The sequence below is a fragment of the Corynebacterium sp. genome (assembly GCF_030538285.1).
Lineage (GTDB): Bacteria > Actinomycetota > Actinomycetes > Mycobacteriales > Mycobacteriaceae > Corynebacterium.
The window spans coordinates 59,287-78,352 of sequence record NZ_JAUNUG010000009.1 but is presented as its reverse complement, the minus strand read 5'-3'; the positions used below and the strand labels follow the sequence as shown (position 1 = coordinate 78,352).

The 19,066-nt window shown below is 67.2% G+C and carries 13 protein-coding genes and 1 pseudogene; 5 read left to right on the top strand and 9 right to left on the bottom strand.

Annotated elements, in window-relative coordinates:
- From Q4G50_RS04910 to Q4G50_RS04900, 3 genes and pseudogenes are all read right to left on the bottom strand, one after another.
- Positions 1–274: pseudogene (locus Q4G50_RS04910) on the bottom strand (phosphoenolpyruvate carboxykinase); the annotation flags it as partial.
- A 120-nt stretch (positions 275–394) separates the two neighbouring features.
- Positions 395–766 (bottom strand): hypothetical protein, encoded by a 372-nt coding sequence (locus Q4G50_RS04905; RefSeq protein ID WP_303376527.1) that lies wholly within the window; start codon positions 764–766, stop codon positions 395–397.
- The gene (locus Q4G50_RS04900; RefSeq protein ID WP_303376526.1) at positions 767–1,831 is read right to left on the bottom strand and encodes a hypothetical protein; all 1,065 of its coding nucleotides are present in this window, start codon (positions 1,829–1,831) and stop codon (positions 767–769) included.
- Between the two features lie 76 nt (positions 1,832–1,907).
- Here Q4G50_RS04900 and trmB point away from each other — a divergent pair, with 76 nt between their 5' ends.
- The 5 genes from trmB to Q4G50_RS04875 are packed head-to-tail and all read left to right on the top strand — an operon-like array spanning position 1,908 to position 6,972.
- Positions 1,908–2,657 carry a tRNA (guanosine(46)-N7)-methyltransferase TrmB gene (trmB, locus tag Q4G50_RS04895; protein WP_303376525.1) on the top strand — a complete coding sequence of 250 codons (750 nt, stop codon included), beginning with the start codon at positions 1,908–1,910 and terminating at the stop codon, positions 2,655–2,657.
- 26 nt (positions 2,658–2,683) lie between these two features.
- Positions 2,684–3,361, top strand: a complete 678-nt coding sequence (locus Q4G50_RS04890; protein ID WP_303376524.1) for an NYN domain-containing protein — start codon at positions 2,684–2,686, stop codon at positions 3,359–3,361.
- A gap of 8 nt (positions 3,362–3,369) precedes the next feature.
- Positions 3,370–5,664 carry an MMPL family transporter gene (locus tag Q4G50_RS04885; protein ID WP_303376523.1) on the top strand — a complete coding sequence of 765 codons (2,295 nt, stop codon included), beginning with the start codon at positions 3,370–3,372 and terminating at the stop codon, positions 5,662–5,664.
- 1 nt (position 5,665) lies between these two features.
- Positions 5,666–6,604: a YbhN family protein gene (locus tag Q4G50_RS04880; protein WP_303376522.1), complete on the top strand. Its 939-nt coding sequence runs from the start codon at positions 5,666–5,668 to the stop codon at positions 6,602–6,604.
- Positions 6,601–6,972 carry a DUF3054 domain-containing protein gene (locus Q4G50_RS04875; protein WP_303376521.1) on the top strand — a complete coding sequence of 124 codons (372 nt, stop codon included), beginning with the start codon at positions 6,601–6,603 and terminating at the stop codon, positions 6,970–6,972. The genes Q4G50_RS04880 and Q4G50_RS04875 overlap by 4 nt, the downstream gene beginning before the upstream one ends.
- A gap of 191 nt (positions 6,973–7,163) precedes the next feature.
- Here the strand turns inward: Q4G50_RS04875 and Q4G50_RS04870 are convergent, their stop codons facing one another.
- The 6 genes from Q4G50_RS04870 to Q4G50_RS04845 all read right to left on the bottom strand — a co-directional run bounded on the left by Q4G50_RS04870 (position 7,164) and on the right by Q4G50_RS04845 (position 19,004).
- Positions 7,164–8,714, bottom strand: coding sequence for an acyl-CoA carboxylase subunit beta (locus Q4G50_RS04870; RefSeq protein WP_303376520.1), 1,551 nt, complete (start codon positions 8,712–8,714; stop codon positions 7,164–7,166).
- Positions 8,715–8,717: 3 nt separating this feature from the next.
- Complete coding sequence (locus Q4G50_RS04865) at positions 8,718–13,517, bottom strand: type I polyketide synthase (RefSeq protein ID WP_303376519.1); 4,800 nt, start codon at positions 13,515–13,517, stop codon at positions 8,718–8,720.
- A gap of 100 nt (positions 13,518–13,617) precedes the next feature.
- Positions 13,618–15,471 carry a FadD32-like long-chain-fatty-acid--AMP ligase gene (locus Q4G50_RS04860; protein ID WP_303376518.1) on the bottom strand — a complete coding sequence of 618 codons (1,854 nt, stop codon included), beginning with the start codon at positions 15,469–15,471 and terminating at the stop codon, positions 13,618–13,620.
- 171 nt (positions 15,472–15,642) lie between these two features.
- A complete protein-coding gene (locus Q4G50_RS04855) occupies positions 15,643–16,551 on the bottom strand; it encodes a cutinase family protein (protein WP_303376517.1) in 909 nt (302 codons plus the stop codon).
- Between the two features lie 18 nt (positions 16,552–16,569).
- Complete coding sequence (locus tag Q4G50_RS04850) at positions 16,570–17,073, bottom strand: hypothetical protein (protein ID WP_303376516.1); 504 nt, start codon at positions 17,071–17,073, stop codon at positions 16,570–16,572.
- A 2-nt stretch (positions 17,074–17,075) separates the two neighbouring features.
- Positions 17,076–19,004, bottom strand: a complete 1,929-nt coding sequence (locus tag Q4G50_RS04845; RefSeq protein ID WP_303376515.1) for an alpha/beta hydrolase-fold protein — start codon at positions 19,002–19,004, stop codon at positions 17,076–17,078.
- Positions 19,005–19,066: the final 62 nt, after the last annotated feature.

Genomic DNA, 19,066 nt, shown 5'->3' with positions numbered 1-19,066 from the left:
TCTCGGAGCAGATGAAGGTGCGGGACTCGACGCGGGCGACGTCGTCCGGGTTGGAACGGGCGAGGAAGCTGTTGGGTCGCTTCTCCTCGTTCAGCTTGATGAGGGTGCCTGCCTCGACCAGTTCCGCGGTGAGGCGGTCCCACTCCTCCTGGGAGCCGTCAGCGAAGACGACCGCCTCCGGCTGGAACAGCTCCACTGCCTCTGCGATCCAGGAGAGGAGCTTCTCGTTATCGGTCGGGGCCGGGCCGACGAGGCCCTTGATCTCGGTGGTCATATGTTCTCCTGACGTTTGCGTCACTCGGCAGAGTTTCCTCTTTACAGGGTATCCATTTAAACGCGGCCGCGGCAGGCTCACCGGACAAGCGAGCAGTGTCACATGTCATAACCGCGCCTTTTATCCCCCGTCGATCCAGTGCCACCCGGCTTTTTCCGGGGATACCCCTGGCCTGGCGCCCACACTTTCGGGGGTGGCCTCGGGGGTCAATCCCCAGCTCTGGTTTTTCCCGGCGGGCGGATTCTCTGCGGGCGGCAGTCCCCAGGCAGCGCGGTGGGGATCGGCGGTGAAGATGTCGTAGCCGCCGTCGGCGTGGGTGGTGGAGATGTGGTCGATGAGCCCGTCGCCGTCGAGGTCGGCGTACACGGTGCTCCCCCCGGCGTCCGCGAGGGTGACGGAGTCTCCGGGCACCCCCTCGAGAAGGTACTGGTCATCACCGAGGTCGAGGCGTAGGTCGCCGGCCCCGTCGAGTCCCTCAAGTCCATGGAACATTTAGATCTCCTTCGCCAGTTGGCGCCGCACCCACGCGGCTTGGGGTGTGCGGGGGTGGCGGGCGGCTTCCTCGCGGATCCACGCCCGGTGTGCTTCTCGACGCCCCGTCCACCACCGCATCCCCGCCACCGTCACCGCCGCACACAGGGCGATGCCGAGGCCGGCACGGCCAGCGGCCAATCCGGCGAGAGCCCCGAAGACCACGGCCTGGGCGGCCACCTCCCAGGGGAAGGGCGCGGGCCCGGGAGCCGGGCGTCGGCGGTGCAGCAGGTCGACCGCCCGCAGCCAGGCGCCGGGCCGCGGGTCGGGCAGGGCGGCGGGGTGGCGGAGGGCTAGGTGGACGGCGTCGATAAGCGGCTGTCCGGGGCGGAGCACGGTGCCGGGGATGTCGGCGGGCAGCGGGGCGGTGGAGATGAGGCGCCCGGCGCGGCGGGCGGCATCGAGCAGGGTGGGGTGATCGGCCGGGGTCCAGCCGCCGGGCGGGGCGAGTGCAACGACGGCGTCGACGTGCGGGTCCCCGGCCACCACCTCGCAGCCGGGCAGGTCCACGTCGACCGGGCCGGGGCTGATCACCGCGAGGCGGGGGCGGCGGGTGGCGGCGGCAGCGGGCCCGGCGATCGCCAGCAGCTCGGCCGCGAGGTGCGGGTAGCGGGTGGCCAGGGCGTGGAGTTCGCCGCGGAGGAGGGTGCGGCGGGCGTCGATAAGCGGGACGTCGGGGAAAGTAGCCGGCAGCTGCGGCACCACCCGCACCACCTGCGGCCCGGCCGCGACGCGTGAGCGAATGGCGGCCGTGAGTGGGCCGGGGTGGATGAGAAACACCAGGTCCACGCCGCGGCTGAGCACCGGCCACGTGACGGTGACCTCCCGCACCGGCCAGTCGGGCAGCGCGACGGGACCATCGAGCGTGCAGGCGCCGACCCGTGGCGGGCCGGTCAGTTCCAGCAGCACGCGCCGCAGGCTGATGCCTGCCGGGCACCCGAAATCCCGCGCATGCGCCCAGTCGGCGGCGCGGATGAATATGTCCGGAGTCTCCACCTGCCCTCCCCCCGATGTCAGTGCGCCCATGATCACCCGCCGCGCACGCCTGCGCAACCTGGGGAAGGAATTGAAGTTTGTGCATCGCAAAGGGAGAATATGTGAGATGTCTATTACTGATTTTTCCGAAGAGAACCGCCGCCCCCTGCAGACCGATTTCGGCGACGACGGACGCGACTACCCGCGCCTGGGATCGGTCGGCTTCCGCCGGGGCACCCTGACCGAGAACCAGGAGCGCACCTGGGAGGAACACTGGCCCCGCCTGGGCCGTGTCCTCGCAGATGAGCGCATCGATATCGAGGAATGGTTCGGCCGCAGCGGCGCCCCCACGATCCTGGAGATCGGCTCCGGCACCGGCACCTCCACCGCCGCGATGGCCCCGCTGGAGGCAGACACCAACATCATCGCCGTCGAGCTTTATCGCCCCGGCCTGGCGAAGCTGCTCGGCTCGATCGTCCGCGGCGGCATCGACAACATCCGGATGGTCCGCGGTGACGGCGTGGAAGTTCTCGCCCGCATGCTGCCCGAGGAATCCCTGGACGGTGTGCGCATTTTCTTCCCCGACCCGTGGCCGAAGGCCCGCCACCACAAGCGCCGCATCATCCAGAGCGGCACGCTGCACCTCATCGCCACCCGCCTCAAGCCGGGCGGCGTCCTGCACGTGGCCACCGACCACGCCGATTACGCCGCGTGGATCTCCGAACTCGTCGACGCCGAGCCGCTCCTGAAATACCAGGGTTGGCCGTGGCCGGAGTGCCCGCAGCTGGTCGATCGCCAGGTGATCACCAAGTTCGAGGGCAAGGGCCTGGACAAGGACCACACGATCACCGAGTTCCTCTGGCAGCGCACCCCTTAATTCCTAAAACCGAAAAGAGTCCCACCGTGAGCGATCTTCACGAATCCACCCACCACTACGGAGCCCAGGACGCTCCCGGCCCGGAGAATCTTCTCCTCGTCTGGGATGCACCTAACCTCGACATGGGGTTGGGTGCCATCCTCGGCGGCCGCCCCACCGCCGTCCACCGCCCACGTTTCGACGCCATCGGCCGCTGGCTGCTGGCCCGCGCGGGCAAGCTCTCCCACGAGACGGGCAGCCACGTCGAGGCCGAGGCCACCGTGTTCACCAACGTCACCCCCGGTGGCGCGGATGTCGTCCGCCCCTGGGTGGAGGCGCTGCGCAACGTCGGTTTCGCGGTGTTCGCCAAGCCGAAGACGGACGAGGACTCCGATGTTGATCCGGACATGCTGGCGCATATTCGGCGTCGTCACGCAGAAGGCGTGCTCCGCGGCCTGGTCGTCGCCTCCGCGGACGGCCAGAACTTCAAGGAGACCATCGACGAGCTTATCGACGCCGGCCTCCCCGTCACCGTCATCGGTTTCCACGAGCACGCCTCCTGGGCGGTTGCCTCCGACACGATCGAGTTCATCGATCTCGAGGAGATCAGCGGCGTGTTCCGTGAGCCGCTGCCGCGTATCAGCCTCGACCAGCTGCCCGACGAAGGCGCCTGGCTGCAGCCCTTCCGCCCACTGTCGGCGCTGCTTGCCGGCCGCAACCACTAGGAGGGCTCATGTTCGAGAAGTGGGGACATTTCTCCTTCCGCCACCGGCGCCTGGTGCCGCTGATCGTCATCGCGGCGATCCTGGCGGTATACGCCATCTTCGGCACCCAGCTGGCCGAGCGCATGAGCCAGGAGGGGTGGGACGACCCGGGTTCCAGTTCCACGGCCGCCGCGCACATCGAGCAGGAGGTATTCGGCCGCGACAACTCCGGCGACGTCATCCTGCTTTTCGAGTCGACGGACCGCTCGCTCAACGATCCGACCACCTTCGGCGCGATCGCCTCTCACCTGGAGGATCTCAAGGCGGAGTATCCGGATGAGATTGCGCACGTCACCAGCTATTTCGATACCCGCAACGCGCAGCTGATCAACGGCGACGGCACCCGCGCCTTCGCCGCCATCGGCCTGCGCGGCGATGGTGAGCAAACGCTCCGGGACTTCCGCGCCATCGAGGACTCGCTTATCGACGACTCCCTCCCCGTCGACATCCGCGTCGCCGGTGCCACCGCCGTCGCCGACGCCCTCGACGACGGCATGGCCGGCGACATCGTCCGCGCCGAGGTCATCGCCCTGCCCGTGGTGGCGATCCTGCTGCTGTTCGTCTTCGGTTCTGCGGTGGCGGCACTCATGCCGCTGATCGTGGGCATCCTCTCCATCGCCGGATCCCTCGGCGTGCTTTCCGTGCTGGCGGGCCTGACCCAGGTCAACGTGTTCGCCCAGTCGGTGGTGACGCTGCTGGGCCTGGGCCTGGCCATCGACTACGGCCTGTTCATGGTCTCGCGTTTCCGCGAGGAGCTGGACAAAGGGGCAACAGTGGAGGACGCGGTGGGCACCACCACCGCCACCGCCGGCAAAACGGTGGTGTTCTCTGCCGCGATGGTGGCCGTGGCGCTGTCGGGGCTGCTGGTCTTCCCGCAGGCCTTCCTCAAGTCCGTGGCCTACGGCGCGATCTCCGCGGTGGGCCTGGCGGCTCTGCTGTCCGTGACGGTGCTGCCCGCCCTGTTCGGCATGCTGGGCCGCAACATCGATAGATGGACCGTGCGCCGCACCAAGCGCACCGCCCGCCGCCTGGAGGACACCATCTGGTTCCGGGTGCCGGGGTGGGCAATGAAGCACGCCAAGCTCGTCACCGTCGCTGTGGCGGGTCTGCTCATCGCACTGACGCTGCCGCTGGCGGGCGTGAAGTTCGGTGGCATCAACGAGACCTACCTGCCGCCCAGCAATAACGTCCGCGTCGCCCAGGATGACTTCAACGACACCTTCCCGGCGTTTCGCACCGAGCCGGTCAAGTTGGTGGTCTCCGATGCCTCTGAGCAGCAACTGGTGGATATCTTCGTGCAGCTGCGCGATATTGATGGCCTGAGTGCGCCTTTCACCCCGGATCACGGCACCGTCGACGCCACGACCGTGCTCTCGGCGGGCATCGAGGACCGTGACCTCAACTCGAGTGTGGTTGATCAACTCCGCGCCCTCGACGTTCCGGAAGGCGTGGACGTCCACATCGGTGGCACCCCCGCCATGGAGATCGAATCCATCGAGGCGCTCATGGACAAGCTGCCGTGGATGGCGCTCTACATCGTGGTGGCCACGTTCATCCTCATGGCTCTGGTCTTCGGATCGCTCATCCTGCCGGCGAAGGCGATCATCATGACGATCCTCGGCCTGGGTGCCACGCTGGGCATTCTCACCGCCATGTTCGTCGGCGGTGTCGGCGCCGGTCTCTTCGACTTCACGCCGGGCCCGCTCATGTCGCCTGTCCTGGTGCTCATTGTCGCGATCGTTTACGGCCTATCGACAGACTACGAGGTCTTCCTCGTTTCCCGCATGGTGGAGGCGCGCGATCGCGGGCAATCCACCGATGACGCCATCCGTTACGGCACAGCGCAAACGGGTTCGATCATCACCGCCGCGGCGCTCATCATGATTGTCGTCGCGGGTGCCTTCGGTTTCTCCGAGATCGTCATGATGAAGTACATCGCCTTCGGCATGATTTTTGCCTTGGCTATCGACGCCACCATCATCCGCATGATGCTCGTTCCCGCCGTCATGCACCTGTTGCGTGAGGACAACTGGTGGGCGCCGGCCTTCGTCAAGCGCGCTTACGAGAAGATGGGACACAGTGAGGATGTCCCGCCGGTGCCGGCGCCCTCGGGAGAGTTGCTTCTCGACGACGCCGTCGTCGTCGCCGATGACGAGGCCGCCCGCGGTGGCCGCACGACTGCCGAGGACACCGAACTCATCCCCTTCAGCGAGTTGATGGCCCGCCTGCAGGCGGACAGCGGGCCGAAGCAGCTTGAGAAGTAGCATGTGGCGCTGGGTGCGGTGGCTGGCCCCACTGGCCATCCTCATCGTCTTGGCCTTCGCCTTCCGCGACCAGATGCCCTTCCTGGGCGATGGCGCACGCCGCCTGCGCGAGGCCTCCCCCTGGGCGGTGGGGGCAGCGGTGCTCACCGCCGGGGTCTCGATTGTGGCGATGGCGGAGGTCATGCGCCTGCTTCTTTCCGCCGGCGGCACCCGCATTCCCCTGCGTGACACCACCGCCGTCACCCTGGCCTCCAACTCCTGGTCCACGACCCTGCCGGGCGGCCCGGCGTTCTCCGCGGTGCTCACCTATCAGGTGCAGCGCTCCTGGGGGGCGTCGCGTGTGCTGTGCGGCTGGTTCCTCATCCTCTCCTCCGCGGTGTCGACCATGTGGCTGGTGCTCATCGGTATCGCCGGTGTCTTCTTCCTCGGCGCAGACGTCAATGTGCGCTCACTGCTGCTCACCCTCGCGGCGATGACCCTGCTCTCGGGGGTCGTGTACTGGGCGTCCAACAACCCTGACACCCTCAATGCGTGGACGCGGGGGCGTTTCACCGGCACCATCCACCAGCTCGACTCCGTCCGGCTGCACCCGGGACAATTCGCCCTCATCTCCGGCTGGTCGCTGCTCAACCGGGCGCTCGACGTGGCCACCCTCTACCTGTGCGTGTGGGCCATCAGCGATCAGGCACCCGCCGTGGCCGGTGTCCTCCTCGCCTACACCACCGCCAAGATCGCCGGCTCCGCCCAAGTCACCCCGGGCGGATTGGGGACGGTGGAAGCAGCGATCATCGCCACCCTCGTCGCCTCCGGCATGACCGCCGTCGACGCCACCGGCGCCGCGCTCATCTACCGGCTCGTGTCTTTTGCGCTCATCACCGCCGTGGGCTGGGTGGTCTACTTCCTGGTCTACGCGCGCCGCGGATTAGTGTGGAAGGCATGAAACGCTCCACCTCGCTTATCGCCGATATCGTCGCCATCGCCGTTTTCGCCCTCCTCGCGCGCATCGCCCACCAGACCGACGAGATGCCGTTGAACTTCGCGGGCTGGCTGTCCACGTGGTGGCCCTTCCTCCTCGGTGTGCTGGTGTCCTGGGCACTCATCGCGGGCCTCAAACTCGACGGACACCGCTTGTTCCCCGCCGGCCTCATGACCTGGGTGGTCACCGTGGTCGTGGGCCTGGGCATCTGGGCCTTCCGCAACGGCGATATCCCCCACTGGTCCTTCATCCTCGTCGCCACCGTGATGTCCGGCCTGCTGCTTCTTGGCTGGCGCGCGGTGGCCCGCATGAAAAACCGCCCTGCCACATAAGAGGTGACAGGGCGGTACCAGACGCTTTTAGCCAGCGGCGTGGGCGAGCTGGTTGAAGATCATGAAGATCAGACCGAGGATATCGGTGGCAAGGTCTGCGGCGATGCTCAGCATGGAGACTCCTTCAGAGGGTTATAAAGCAGATACAACTCATACATCGTTCCACAGTGACCGTTCCGTTACATAACGGGCTACATCGGCATGATGGTGTGCTTCTTCGGCAGGTCTTCCTCGACCTTCGTCTCCAGCTGGCGCACCGCCTGCCGCAGCGCCAGGCGGGTGGCGCTCGGCTGGATCATCGCGTCGAGGTAGCCACGCTCGGCGGCGACGTAGGGGCTGGTCATGTTCTCGTCGTAGAAGTCCATGAAGATCTTCTTCAGGTAGTCGCGCTGCTCCGGCGGGGCCGCGGCCAGCTGCTTGCCCTGGATCATCACCACGGCGGCCGCAGAACCCATGACGGCGATCTGGGCGGTCGGCCACGCCAGGTTGATGTCACCGGTGAGGTTCTTCGACCCCATCACGGCGTAGGCACCGCCATAGGCCTTGCGGACGATGAGCGTGATCTTCGGTACCGTCGCCTCCACCAGAGCGAACGCCAGCTTGGCGCCGCGGTGGATCAGGCCGGCCTTCTCCTGCTCCACACCCGGCAAGTAACCCGGGGTGTCCACCACGAACACGAGCGGGATGTTGTAGGCGTCGCAGATGCGGATGAAACGTGCGCCCTTGTCGGCGGCGTCGGCGTCGATGCAACCGGCGAAGTGCATGGGGTTGTTGGCGAGGAAGCCGACGGCGCGGCCGTCGATACGCCCGAATGCAGTGATGAGGTTGGGGGCGTAATTCGCCTGGATCTCCACGAGGTTCTCGTCGTCACCCAGCAGGGGCAGAAGGTCCGACATGTCGTAGCCGGCATTGGAGTCATCCGGCATGAACAGGTCGAGCTCCGGGGTCTGCGCGACGTCCTCGTCCGCGGGGGCGGCGAAGACCGGGGCCGGATCATGGCAGGTCAGTGGCAGGTGATCGAGCAGGTCCCGGACGAAGTCGAAGGCGTCTTCCTCGCTGGGCAGCACGGCGGAGATATTGCCGTTGAGTTCTTGCTGGCGGGCGCCGCCGAGCTCCGCGGAGGTGACATCCTCGCCGGTGACCTCGCGGATGACGGCCGGGCCGGTGACATACATTTCCGTCTGCCCCTCGACAGCGATGACAAAGTCGGTGGTCACCGGGGCATAGACGGCACCGCCGGCGGATTTGCCCAGCATGATGGAGATCTGCGGGCTACGGCCCGACAGGGGCAGCTGGCGGCGGGAGATCTCCGAGTACATGGCCAGCGACGTCACCGCATCCTGGATGCGGGCGCCACCGGAATCCTGGATACCGATGATCGGGCAGCCGATCTTGATGGCCATCTCCATGACCTCGACGACCTTGCGGCCGAAGGTCTCGCCGACGGAGCCACCGTAGACGGTTTTGTCGTGGGCGTAGATGCAGACGGGTCGGCCGTCGATACGCCCATAACCGGTGACCACGCCGTCGGAGTAGACCGCGTCCTCCACCCCGGGGGTTTTCGCCAGGGCGCCGATCTCGACGAAGGAGCCTTCGTCGAGAAGCGCCGCGATGCGCTCACGGGGGGTGGTGTGTCCGGCCTCATCGCGCTTGGCGCGGGCACGCTCACTACCCGGGTCACGTGCCCGGTCGAGGCGTGCCCGCAGATCCGCGAGCTTGTCGGCGGTAGACAGGTCAGTCACAGATCACTCCAATTCATTAATCCGCTTGGCCATGTGCGCGCCGACGACGCCGATGGCCGGCTCGTCGGGCACTGCGAGGTGATCGCCCTTGAGCTGGACGATGTCAAGGTCGTCCACGATAGCTGACCACCCACCGTCGGGGTCAATGTGGGCGTAGCGCGGCTCCAGCTCGATGGCACCCTCGTGCATGCCTTCGGCGCGGAAGAGCAGCACCGGCAGCTTGACCTCCGCCCAGCGGGCGAAATCGAGTTTGTCCAGGATGCGGTTGTCCACGAAGCTGGCGCGCTGGTGTTCCAGGACACCGGCGGCCAGGCCGTGCTCGGAGGCGTCGGTGGTGGCCAGGAACTGCTCGAGCATGCCGAGCATGGCTTCCTCACCGGCGGTTTCCAGCAGCTCGAAGGGCACGGGGAATTCCAGGCCGTAGGTCTTCTTGGCGAAGTCGCTGTAGCGCTGCCAGCGGGCTTTGGTCTCCTCCATCGTGTCCGGGATCGGTTCGGAGGGCTGCACCGTGTCGAGCAGCGCGATGTAGGCGACCTTCACGTCGGTGTCCTTGAGCTGGGCCGCGACCTCATACGCCAGGGCGCCGCCGAAGGACCATCCGCCGAGGACGACGGGACGGCCGTCGGAGTATTCACGGATCTCGTCGATGTAGGCGGCGGCGCGCTCCTCGAGGGTGCCTTCCAGGCGTTCGACGCCGTAGACGGGAACGTCCTCGGGTAGGCGGCGGGCCAGCGGCAGGAACACCACGGAGGAGCCACCGGCCGGGTGGAACATGAACACGCTCGGCTTCGTGGAACCTTCGGGGCGGGCGCGCAGGACGCGGATGTTGCCCTCGACCTCGGTCTCCAGGGCGTCGCGGACGACGTTGGCCAGGGGTTCCAGGGTGTCCACCTCGGCGACCAGGGCCGGGTCAATCTCGGCGCCGACGCGATCGGAGAGACGTTCCGCGATCTGCCGTGCCACGTCCTCGCTTATCGACGCCAACCGGCTCGTCACACCCGCCGGCGCCTTGCCGGTGATGCTCGCCCAGGTGCCGAAGACCATACGCTCGGCGGCGTCACGCGGAGCCACACCCACACCCTGTGGTTCCTCGCGGACATCTTCCTGAGCCTCTTCCACCGCCTCAACGGACATGACCGGTTCGATGAGCGGGGTGGTGCCGGACTGGGCGGCGACGGCCTCCTCGACGATGCGGACGACGTCGGCGACTGAGGCGTCGCGAAGCGCCTGCACCTGCAGCGGCGGGATCTGGAAATCATTCTCCACGCGGTTCTTGATGCGCATGCCCATCAGCGAATCGAGGCCCAGATCGATGAGCGGCAGCTCGCGCGGCAGGTCATCGACGTCATAGCCCATGGACTCCGACACGATCGCCTTGAGGCGTTCCTCGACGCTCTCCCCGGAGGTCGGATCCCAGCGGATCTCATCGACTTCCAGCGGATCGGACAGCGGCGCGTAGCCGGGGGCATCCTCGGCCGCCTGCGGGGCCTGCACACCCGGCACAGCCGCGGGGGCCCCCAGCGCGAGGGCGGTGGCGAAACCTTCGGCCAGCAGGGTGGTCGCGCCGGTGTCACTGACGCTGTGGACCGTGATGCTCAGCCCGCCGATGCCACGGTCGACCACGGTGGTGATCTCCCCGTTGACGGGCAGCATGTGGTGTTCCTCGGCGGCGATGAGCTGGGCCTTCGGCTCGACCGTCTCCGCGGCGCGCTCCAGCAGGGCGAGGGCGGAGGGGACGAGGTCGGCGGTCGTCGTAAAGGCGATGACACCGTTGGGCAGGGTCACGCGCTGGCCCGGCAGGCCACCGGTGCGGTTGCTCGCGGGACGGGCATTGGTCCAGAAAGGTTGGTGCTTCCACGTGATGTGCGGGGCAGCCAGGAGCTCGCCGGGACCGTAGACGGCCGTGAAGTCGATCGGCGCGCCGGCGACATAGAGCTTGGCCAACAGATCCCGCAGGGCCTCGACTTCGCTGACCTTGCGCTTGAGGGCGAACAGCAGCTGCGCATCCGGTTTGCCGACGGAAAACGCGGTGTTCATCATGCCCATGATGGCGACAGGGTTGGGGGCGATCTCCACGAGGGTGGTGTGGCCGTGGGCGAAGGCCGCCTCGGTGGCGTCCTGGAAGTAGACGGACTGGCGCGTCATGCGCAGCCAATAGTCGGTGTCGTGGACCGTCTCCCCCGGCTGGTGGATAACACCTCGGTCGACGGAACTGATCAGCGGGGTGTGCAGCGGGGTGGCACTGATGCCAGCGGTCTCGAATCCGAGTTCACCGAGCAGCGGCTCCACCGCGGAGGTGTGGCCGGCGCCCTTGACGTTGAGCAGGCGGGCGAACTTGCCCTCACCCTCAAGCTTCTCGACGAGCGCCGTCACCTGCTCCCGCGGCCCACCCACGGTGGTCATGCCGGGACCGGCGTAGACGGCCGGCTCGATGTCGGCGAAGGTCTCCTGCGCGTTGAGTTCCTCCAGCGCCTCGGTGGACAGCTCCACCACGGCCATGGCGCCGAGCTGGTCCTCCGGCAGGGACTTCTCGCCTTCGCCCATGAGGCGGGCACGGTGGCAGGCGATCTGCATGGCGTCGTCGGCGCTGAGGCCACCGGCGGCGTAAGCCGCGGCGATCTCACCCATGGACATACCCATGACGGCGGCCGGCTTCGCGCCGAAGGAGGCGAGCAGGTCGGTCAGGGCGATCTGGATGGCGGTGATGGCCACCTGGGCGGTCTCGGTGTCGTAGGTCTGCTCGTCATCGCCGATGATGTCCAGGATCGACCAGCCGGATTCGAACTGGACGCGCTCGTCGAGTTCTGCCAGGCGGGTGCTAAACGCCGGGGAGGCGGCCACCAGTTCCTTCGCCATGAGGCGGTGCTGGGAGCCGAATCCGGAGTACACGAAGACGGGGCCCACCGCGGCGGGCGAGTCGGCGGCGGTGATACCCACCGAGACCTTGCCCTCGGCGACCTGGCGCAGGCGCTTGACGGCCTCCTCCACGGTTGCTGCGGTGACCACAGCGCGGGAGCGGCCGTGGTTGCGGCGTGCCAGGGAGCGGGCGAGGGGGATGAGGTCTGCGTCGTCACGCTCCTGGAGGAAATCAGCCAGGTCGGCGGCTGCTTGTCGACGCCGCGACGGCAGCAATCCACTCACCGGCAGCAATGCTCCCTCGCCGGGCAGCTGTGCTTGACGGGTGGGCGCTGCCTCGTAGTCGGCGGCGTCGAAGGAGGAGACGACGACGTGGGCGTTGGTGCCGCCGAAACCGAAACCGGAGACACCGGCGACCTTGCGGCCGGAGTACTCGGGCCACTCGCGCGGGTCCTCCACGACCTCGAGGCGCTCAGCATCGAAGTCGATGTAGCGGTTCGGGCCGACGTAGTGCAGCGACGGCGGGATGACCCCCTGGCCGATGGCCTGCACGACCTTGATCAGGCCGGCGGCACCCGCCGCGGACTCGGAGTGGCCGATGTTGGATTTCACCGAGCCCAGCAGCGTCGGGCGGGAGAGTTCGCGCCCCTCGCCGAGGACGGCACCCAGCGCGGTGGCCTCGATGGGGTCACCGAGGATGGTGCCGGTGCCGTGGGCCTCGACGTAGTCGACGTCGTTCGGATCGACGTCGGCGTCGGCGTAGGCGCGGGCCAGGACATCGATCTGGGCTTCCGGGTTGGGCGCGGTCAGGCCGTTGGAGTGCCCGTCGGAGTTGACGGCGGAACCCTTGATGACGGCGCGGATCTCATCGCCGTCGGCCAGCGCATCCGCCACGCGCTTGAGCACGACAACCCCGGCGCCGTCGGAACGGATGAAACCGTCTGCGTCATCGGAGAAGGCGTGGATGTGGCCGGAAGGGCTGAGCACACCCAGCTCACCGAAGGCGGTAGTGACGAACGGGGAGGCCAGGATGTTCACGCCACCGGCCAGGGCGACGTCGGCGTCGCCCTCCCGCAGGGCACGCACCGCGTGGTGCACGGCGACCAGCGAGGAGGAGCAGGCGGTGTCGACGCTGACGGAGGGCCCCCGGAAATCGAAGGCATAGGAAATACGATTCGGGATGATCGAGCTGGCCGTACCCGTCAGCGCATAGGGGTGCGCCTCCGCCGGGTCGGCGGTGATGAGCATGCCATAGTCATTGTTGGAGGAGCCGATGTAGACGCCCACCGACTCGCCCCGCAGGGTGTTCGGCGCGATGTGCGCGTTCTCCAGGGCCTCCCACGACACCTCGAGCATGATGCGCTGCTGCGGGTCCATGTTCGCGGCTTCCAGCGGTGAAAGGCCGAAGAACTCGGCGTCGAAGCTCGCCAGGTCCGGCAGGTAACCGCCGGTCAGCGGCTGCTCCGCCATCTTCGCGGTCATGACCTCTTCGCCCGCGTACTCCGTCCAGCGGCCAATGGGCAGCTCGCCCGTCCCGTCCCGGCCCTCCACGAGCATGGACCAGTAGGCGTCCAGGTCCCCGGCCCCCGGGAAACGGCCCGCCATGCCGACAATCGCGATGTCGTGGGTGGCGGGAGTGCGCGCGGTGCCGGTGTGGCGGATGCGCGGCCGGGAACGGGCGGTGGGTTCGCCGTCGATAAGCCTCTGTGCCAGGGCCTGGATCGTCGGGTACTCGTACGCGATGGTGGCGTCGAGCTGCATACCCAGCAGGTTCTCCAGCTCACCGGAAAGAACGACCGCATCGCGGGAGGAGAGGCCGAAATTCTCCATCGGCTTGGTGTCCGTGACCTCGTCCGGGGACAGGCCGGTCACGGTAACCACCCAGTCGCGGAGCCACCCGCGGAGCTGCTCGACGTTCATCGTCGCGGGTCCCTGGCTCTCACTCATTTATACGGTCTTCCTTTTCCTGCAAGTGGTTCGGCAGATTCGTCCGAAACATTATCGACGCCGCCGAACCGATCGTTACATCCTCCTGGTCACGCGCCGTTTAGCGCCCAGCCAGATAAGCCTTCTGGATCACCCGGCGGGCGATCTTACCGGCGGAGGAACGCTGGATCTCGTTCGGGCCGACGAAACGGATATCTGCCGGGGTGACGCCATGCGCGCTGGTGACGGCGGCGCGGATCTGCTCCACGGCCGCGGCGTCGCCGGACTCCTCGGCCTTGTCATCACGTTCGATGACCAGGACGAGCTCCTCCGAATTGTCCGCGCTCACCGAGAACGCGGCGAGCGAGTCCGGGCGGACATGATCGGAGGCGTTCATGACGGTGAACTCGATGTCCTGCGGGTAGTGGTTACGGCCCGCGATGACGATGAGGTCCTTGAGGCGGCCGGTGATGTAGGTCTCGCCGTCGACGATCGCACCCAGGTCACCGGTGGCCAGCCAGCCATCGTCGGTGGCGGCGGCGTCGACACGCGATTCCGGCAGACGCTCGCCCAGAGTGTTGGCGAAGGTTTCGGCGGTCTCCTCCTCGCGGCCCAGGTAACCGGCAGCCAGGTTGTCGCCCTTGACCCACAGCTCACCGATCTGACCATCCGGCAGCTCGGCGCGGGTCTCCGGGTCCACGATGGTGAGGTTCTGGGGCTTGACCACCTGGCCGTTGGAGGCGAAGGCGACAGCCAGCTCAGAATCCTTCTCCACGAACTCCACGACACCCTCCGCGAGCTTCTCACGGTTGAAGTAGGAGATGACCGGGCGCTCCTTGGTCTGCGGGGTGGTCACCAGGAGGGAAGCCTCCGCCAGTCCGTAGGAGGGACGCAGGACGTTGGCCTTCAGCTGGTACTCGCCGAAAGCCTCCTTGAAGGTGTTCAGGGCCTTCTCGGTGACCGGCTCGGAGCCGATGATGATGCCGTCAATGGCGGAGAGATCCAGGGTCTCGCCGTCCTTCGGCTGGCCGTAGCGGGCGGCCAGCTCGAGAGCAAAGTTCGGGATGACGGTGTAGACGGAGATGCCCTCATCCGAGTCACGGCGGTTGAGCTGATCCACCCAGCGCTTGGGCTGCTGGATGAAGTCACGCGGCGACATGATCTCGTTCGGCAGGCCGAGGATGGTGACGAAAAGGGCGAGGATGATGCCCATGTCATGGTGCAGCGGCAGCCAGGACACCAGACGCAGCGGCATACGCAGGCGCGCGGCGGTGAAGATCTGGAGCACGTTGGTCAGGATGGAGCGGTTGGTCAGCTGCACGCCGGCCGGGACGCGGGTGGAACCGGAGGTGTACTGCAGGAAAGCGGGCTGGTCGACCGGCATGGTCGACATGGACGCCATGAGCTGCTGACCCTGCAGAGTCATCATCGGGTTCATGTAAGAGGTGGCCAGGGTGTCCGGCAGCGAATCCACCGAGAGGATGCGGGGACGCTCGCGGGAGGGCACCTCGGCGAAGTGCTCGCGCACGGCCGCGGCGGAACCGGAGTTGGTGAGGACGAAGGAGGGCTCGCAGTCGGCGAAGACGGCCTTGAGATGATCCGCGTGGCCCGGCTCGGAGGGGTCGTAGAGCGGCACCGGGGTCATGCCGGCGTAGAGGGCGCCGATGAAGCCGAAGATGTACTCCGGGGAGTTGTTAGCCAGGATGGCGACACGGTCACCGATCTTGCCCACCTGCTGCAGCCGCGCGGCGACGGCCTTGATGCGGGTGTTGATCTCGGTGCGGGTGAAGTCGACCGGAGTGCCTTCGCGGGATTCGGAGAAGTCCCAGAAACGCAGGCATTGGCGTTCGCCACCGCCGAGCTGGAGATCGCCCTGGTACATGAGCTCAGCCAGGCCCGCGAGGGTGAGCTGAGGGGCCAGGACAATTTCGCCCTTGTCGTTGAAGAACTGGCTCATCGCCGCTTGCAGGTCCATACTTCTCCTCTGTCATCGACCCACGGGCCGCTTAGAAACTTCTCTGATGTTTTCGATGGCTAAAGTCTTTGTGCCAACCTAACAGAGCAGGCACACCTACTGTTAGTCCCGCTTTGTGATACTTCCGTTACCAAACAGGGTACCCGCCGGCCCGGGTTCTCGTGGCACCGGTCAGCGGTTGATCAGCTCGGTGGCCCACTCCACGACCCACGCGTTGGTGGTCGTGCCCGGAATGACATCGGGGTTGGTGGCATAGAGCGCGTGGACCCCATTGGCGGAGGCCAGCGCCTGAGCCCGCTCGAGCGCGTTGCCGATCTCGCGGGGGGCGTCGCAAATGCTGTCATTGGGGGCACAGATGTCCCACACCCGATCATGCAACTCACCGAAGCCGCCGACGCGCGGACCCCGCATGGTGGCGCCCGGCACGATCGGTTGGACGAACAGGTTGAGCGGCTGCAGCGCGACCTCCGCGCCCACCCCGGACACCTGGGTGCCGGGAACCTGGCCCACACCAGGTTCCCTGCGGCCGTCCGCGATCAGGGCGACACCCCTGATACGGTCGGCCGGCACCACGCCGTTACCCTGGCCGATCTGGTGGGCGACGTCACCGAGGATGACGGCACCCTGCGAGAATCCGGCCAGGATGAAGTCGGTGTAGGGGCAGTCCTCGTGCAGGGTGACCATCTCGGCCTCCAGGACGGACTGTCCCTCCTGGCGCGAGTCGTCATAGGACATCTCGTGCTGCGCCTGGATGGAGCGGAACTGGGCGGTGTACGGCAGGGTCCACACCTTGACGTCCTCCGCCGGGAAGCGCTCCTGGAGGGGGCGGGTGATCGAGAGCATGAAGCTGTACTCATTGGCGGTCGGGTGGACGGGGTCGTCGCCAGGGGCGGACTCCCACGTTCCCGGCGCCGCGATGACCTCCACGTCGGGGCACCACTCCGGTTGGAGTAGTTCCGTCGGCTCGGGGACGCCCGGGGGAAGCGGGACGTCCTCGGTGGTCTGGAGGAAGCGGAACGTCCCGACTCCGATGAGGAGCACGAGGGCGAGCACCGCCAGAATGGTCAACAGCTTGCGCATGGGGGTTTCTTCTCGGGTCTAGCAGTAGGCGGAGCGGGCGGCGGACTCGATGATGTCCGTCACCTCCTCCACTGACTGGTCGGTGCGGCCCTGCTCGATGAGCTGGCCAGCGACGGCGGGGAGGGTGGCGTTGAGCAGCTCATTGTCGTGGCCGTCGCAGACGGTGGCCGCGGTGCCGATGAGCTGATCCTCCACCCCGTCGACGTCGATCTTCTCGTCGCTGAGCTCTCCGAGGTAGGCGACGTCCTCCGCGGTACGGGGGAAGCTGCTCTCGGGGACCTCGTCGACCTCGCGCGCGGCGCGGTCCTGTGGTTCCGGGTCGGCGGGGCGGGGCTGCTGCCGGCTGGGTGTCTCCCGTTCCTGCTCGTCCGGCGCTTCCGAAGTAGTGGTGCTCTGCTTCGGGGCGCGTTCGAGGGGCGCGACAGAGGTAGTGGTGGCGGCATCATTATCGACGGTCGCACCACCACAGGCGGTGAGCGTGAGAGCTCCGGCGAGTACGGCGATGAGCGCCCGTGTGCGCATAATTAGTTGCCTCCCTCCTGGATTTGGCCGTTGACCTGGCGGATAGTGCCGTTCTGGAAGCGGACGATCTCACCGCCGGCCGGGATGTTGGCGTGGTCTGCGGTCGGGTAACCGAACTTACCCTGCTCCCACCGCTGGGTGCCCCAGTGGTCGAAGATGTCACCGTACTTGATGTAGTGGGCACCGGTGGCGGCGGACCAGTAGATGTTGCCGTTGTCGAACTCCTGGAAGGCGCCGCCGCGGATGGGCTTCTCGCCGCCCTTGGGGAAGCCGAGCTCGGATTCCACGGTGTTCAGTTCCTTGTACTTCGCGCCGATGGCACCGTGGACGATGTGGGCCGCACCGCCCGGGGTGGTGACGATGGCGCCCTTCTGGAACTCCTGGACCTGCCCACCGGCAGCGTCGCGCGGGGCGCCGGTCGGGTAGCCGAGGTGGCCGCGCTCCCAGTTGTCCTTGCTCCAGGCGTCCATGGCCTTGGCCGGGATCTCCCAGGCGCCGGTGCCGTGGGTCCAGTAGATGGAACCGTTCTCGAAGTGGACGTAACGGCCCTTGCCGTCCGGGGTCGCACGCTCGCCGGTGGTGGGGAAGCCCAGCCAGGAGGCGGGGCCGCCGATGTGCTGGTAGCGGGCGTTAATGCGGCCGTGGAGGGCGTGGGCGCCGGTCTCGGGGGACCAGTAGGCCACACCGGAGCGGAAGTCCTGGCGCTTACCGCCTTCCACGTCGTACTCGTTGGTCACACAGGAGCCGATGACACCGGACTTGGTGGCCTCGGCGATGGCGCCGCCGACCTCACACTCCGCACCGCGGTCTTCCTTGGACAGGGACAGGGCGTTGGCGATGTGCGGCCAGGCCTGCGCCATCTCGAACTGCCAGTAGTCCCAGGCGTGAACTCCGGAGGGGCGGAAGTGGACGATCGGCTCGACTCCTTCGGAGCGGGCCTTGCGGACGAAGGTCTCCGACGTCATGCGGGAGAGGATCTCCAGGCCGACACCGGCGGCGTTGGCCTGGGCGCGGGCAACGGAGCCTTCCTGGCCGAAGTCATCGCGGCCGTTGCCAGCGGAGACGTAGACCTTCATGTCCTTGAGCTCACCGATGCCGTACTTGGGGTCGTGGTCGATCCAGTCCTGGTGGCCGGGCTGGCCCCACATCTTGGTGCCGTCGTAGCCACCGGCGTCGCGCTGGGCGGACAGGATGGCCTGCGGCATGCCGGCGGAGGTGGTGTCGAGGTAGCCGGAGAAGGAGCCGACGAAGTCAAAGATGTGCGGGTTGCGCTGGGCGAGGTTCATTGCGGCGGTACCACCCATGGACAGGCCGACGACGGCGCGGTCCTGGTTGGAGCGGAAGCCCTGGTCCAGGATGGGGACCAGCTCGCGCATGAGGAAGCTCTCCCACTTGTAGTGCTTGCCGTTGTCGGGCTGCTGCCAGTCGGAGTAGAAGGAGGATTCGCCGCCGACGGGCATGATGACGTTGACATTCTTGTCGGCGTAGAACTGCTCGATGTTGGTTTCGATGGTCCAGCCGGACTCATCCTCACGCGCGCGCAGGCCGTCGAGCGCCCACACCTCGGCGAAGGTGGCGTTCGGTGCGGAGTGCCAGTCGCGGGCCAGCAGCATCTGGACCTGGATGAGCTCATCGGGCATGGCGGCGGAGCGGATGAACAGGGCGACACGGCGGTCGGTGATCCACTCCATGCGCTCGACGTCGACACCTTCCGGCAAGTTGGCGATGTCCGGGTAGGTCGTTTCGATCGGCGTGCGCTGCGGCGGGTCGGAGGGACGGATGGAATCCGAGAGGTTGGAGCTGCCGGGCAGTGCGGACTGGGCCTGCGCGTGCGGTGCCACGGACATGCCGAGGGCGAGGGCGGTCGGGACGACGACAGCGGCGAGCCAGTGGCGCCGGCGCTGCGGGGAACGGGATGCGGTGTCGCGCATGGTGTGGATCCTTGTGGGGGTCGCGGTTGTCTAGTACTTCCGGGGTGCGTGAAGGTACGGGT

Bases quoted from the DNA above. Each gene is read 5' to 3' on its own strand.
- trmB (WP_303376525.1), top strand. From the start codon at position 1,908: ATGTCTATTACTGATTTTTCCGAAGAGAACCGCCGCCCCCTGCAGACC.
- Q4G50_RS04905 (WP_303376527.1), bottom strand. From the start codon at position 766: ATGTTCCATGGACTTGAGGGACTCGACGGGGCCGGCGACCTACGCCTC.
- Q4G50_RS04875 (WP_303376521.1), top strand. From the start codon at position 6,601: ATGAAACGCTCCACCTCGCTTATCGCCGATATCGTCGCCATCGCCGTT.
- Q4G50_RS04855 (WP_303376517.1), bottom strand. From the start codon at position 16,551: ATGCGCAAGCTGTTGACCATTCTGGCGGTGCTCGCCCTCGTGCTCCTC.
- Q4G50_RS04885 (WP_303376523.1), top strand. From the start codon at position 3,370: ATGTTCGAGAAGTGGGGACATTTCTCCTTCCGCCACCGGCGCCTGGTG.
- Q4G50_RS04900 (WP_303376526.1), bottom strand. From the start codon at position 1,831: ATGGGCGCACTGACATCGGGGGGAGGGCAGGTGGAGACTCCGGACATA.
- Q4G50_RS04860 (WP_303376518.1), bottom strand. From the start codon at position 15,471: ATGGACCTGCAAGCGGCGATGAGCCAGTTCTTCAACGACAAGGGCGAA.
- Q4G50_RS04865 (WP_303376519.1), bottom strand. From the start codon at position 13,517: ATGAGTGAGAGCCAGGGACCCGCGACGATGAACGTCGAGCAGCTCCGC.
- Q4G50_RS04845 (WP_303376515.1), bottom strand. From the start codon at position 19,004: ATGCGCGACACCGCATCCCGTTCCCCGCAGCGCCGGCGCCACTGGCTC.
- Q4G50_RS04850 (WP_303376516.1), bottom strand. From the start codon at position 17,073: ATGCGCACACGGGCGCTCATCGCCGTACTCGCCGGAGCTCTCACGCTC.
- Q4G50_RS04880 (WP_303376522.1), top strand. From the start codon at position 5,666: ATGTGGCGCTGGGTGCGGTGGCTGGCCCCACTGGCCATCCTCATCGTC.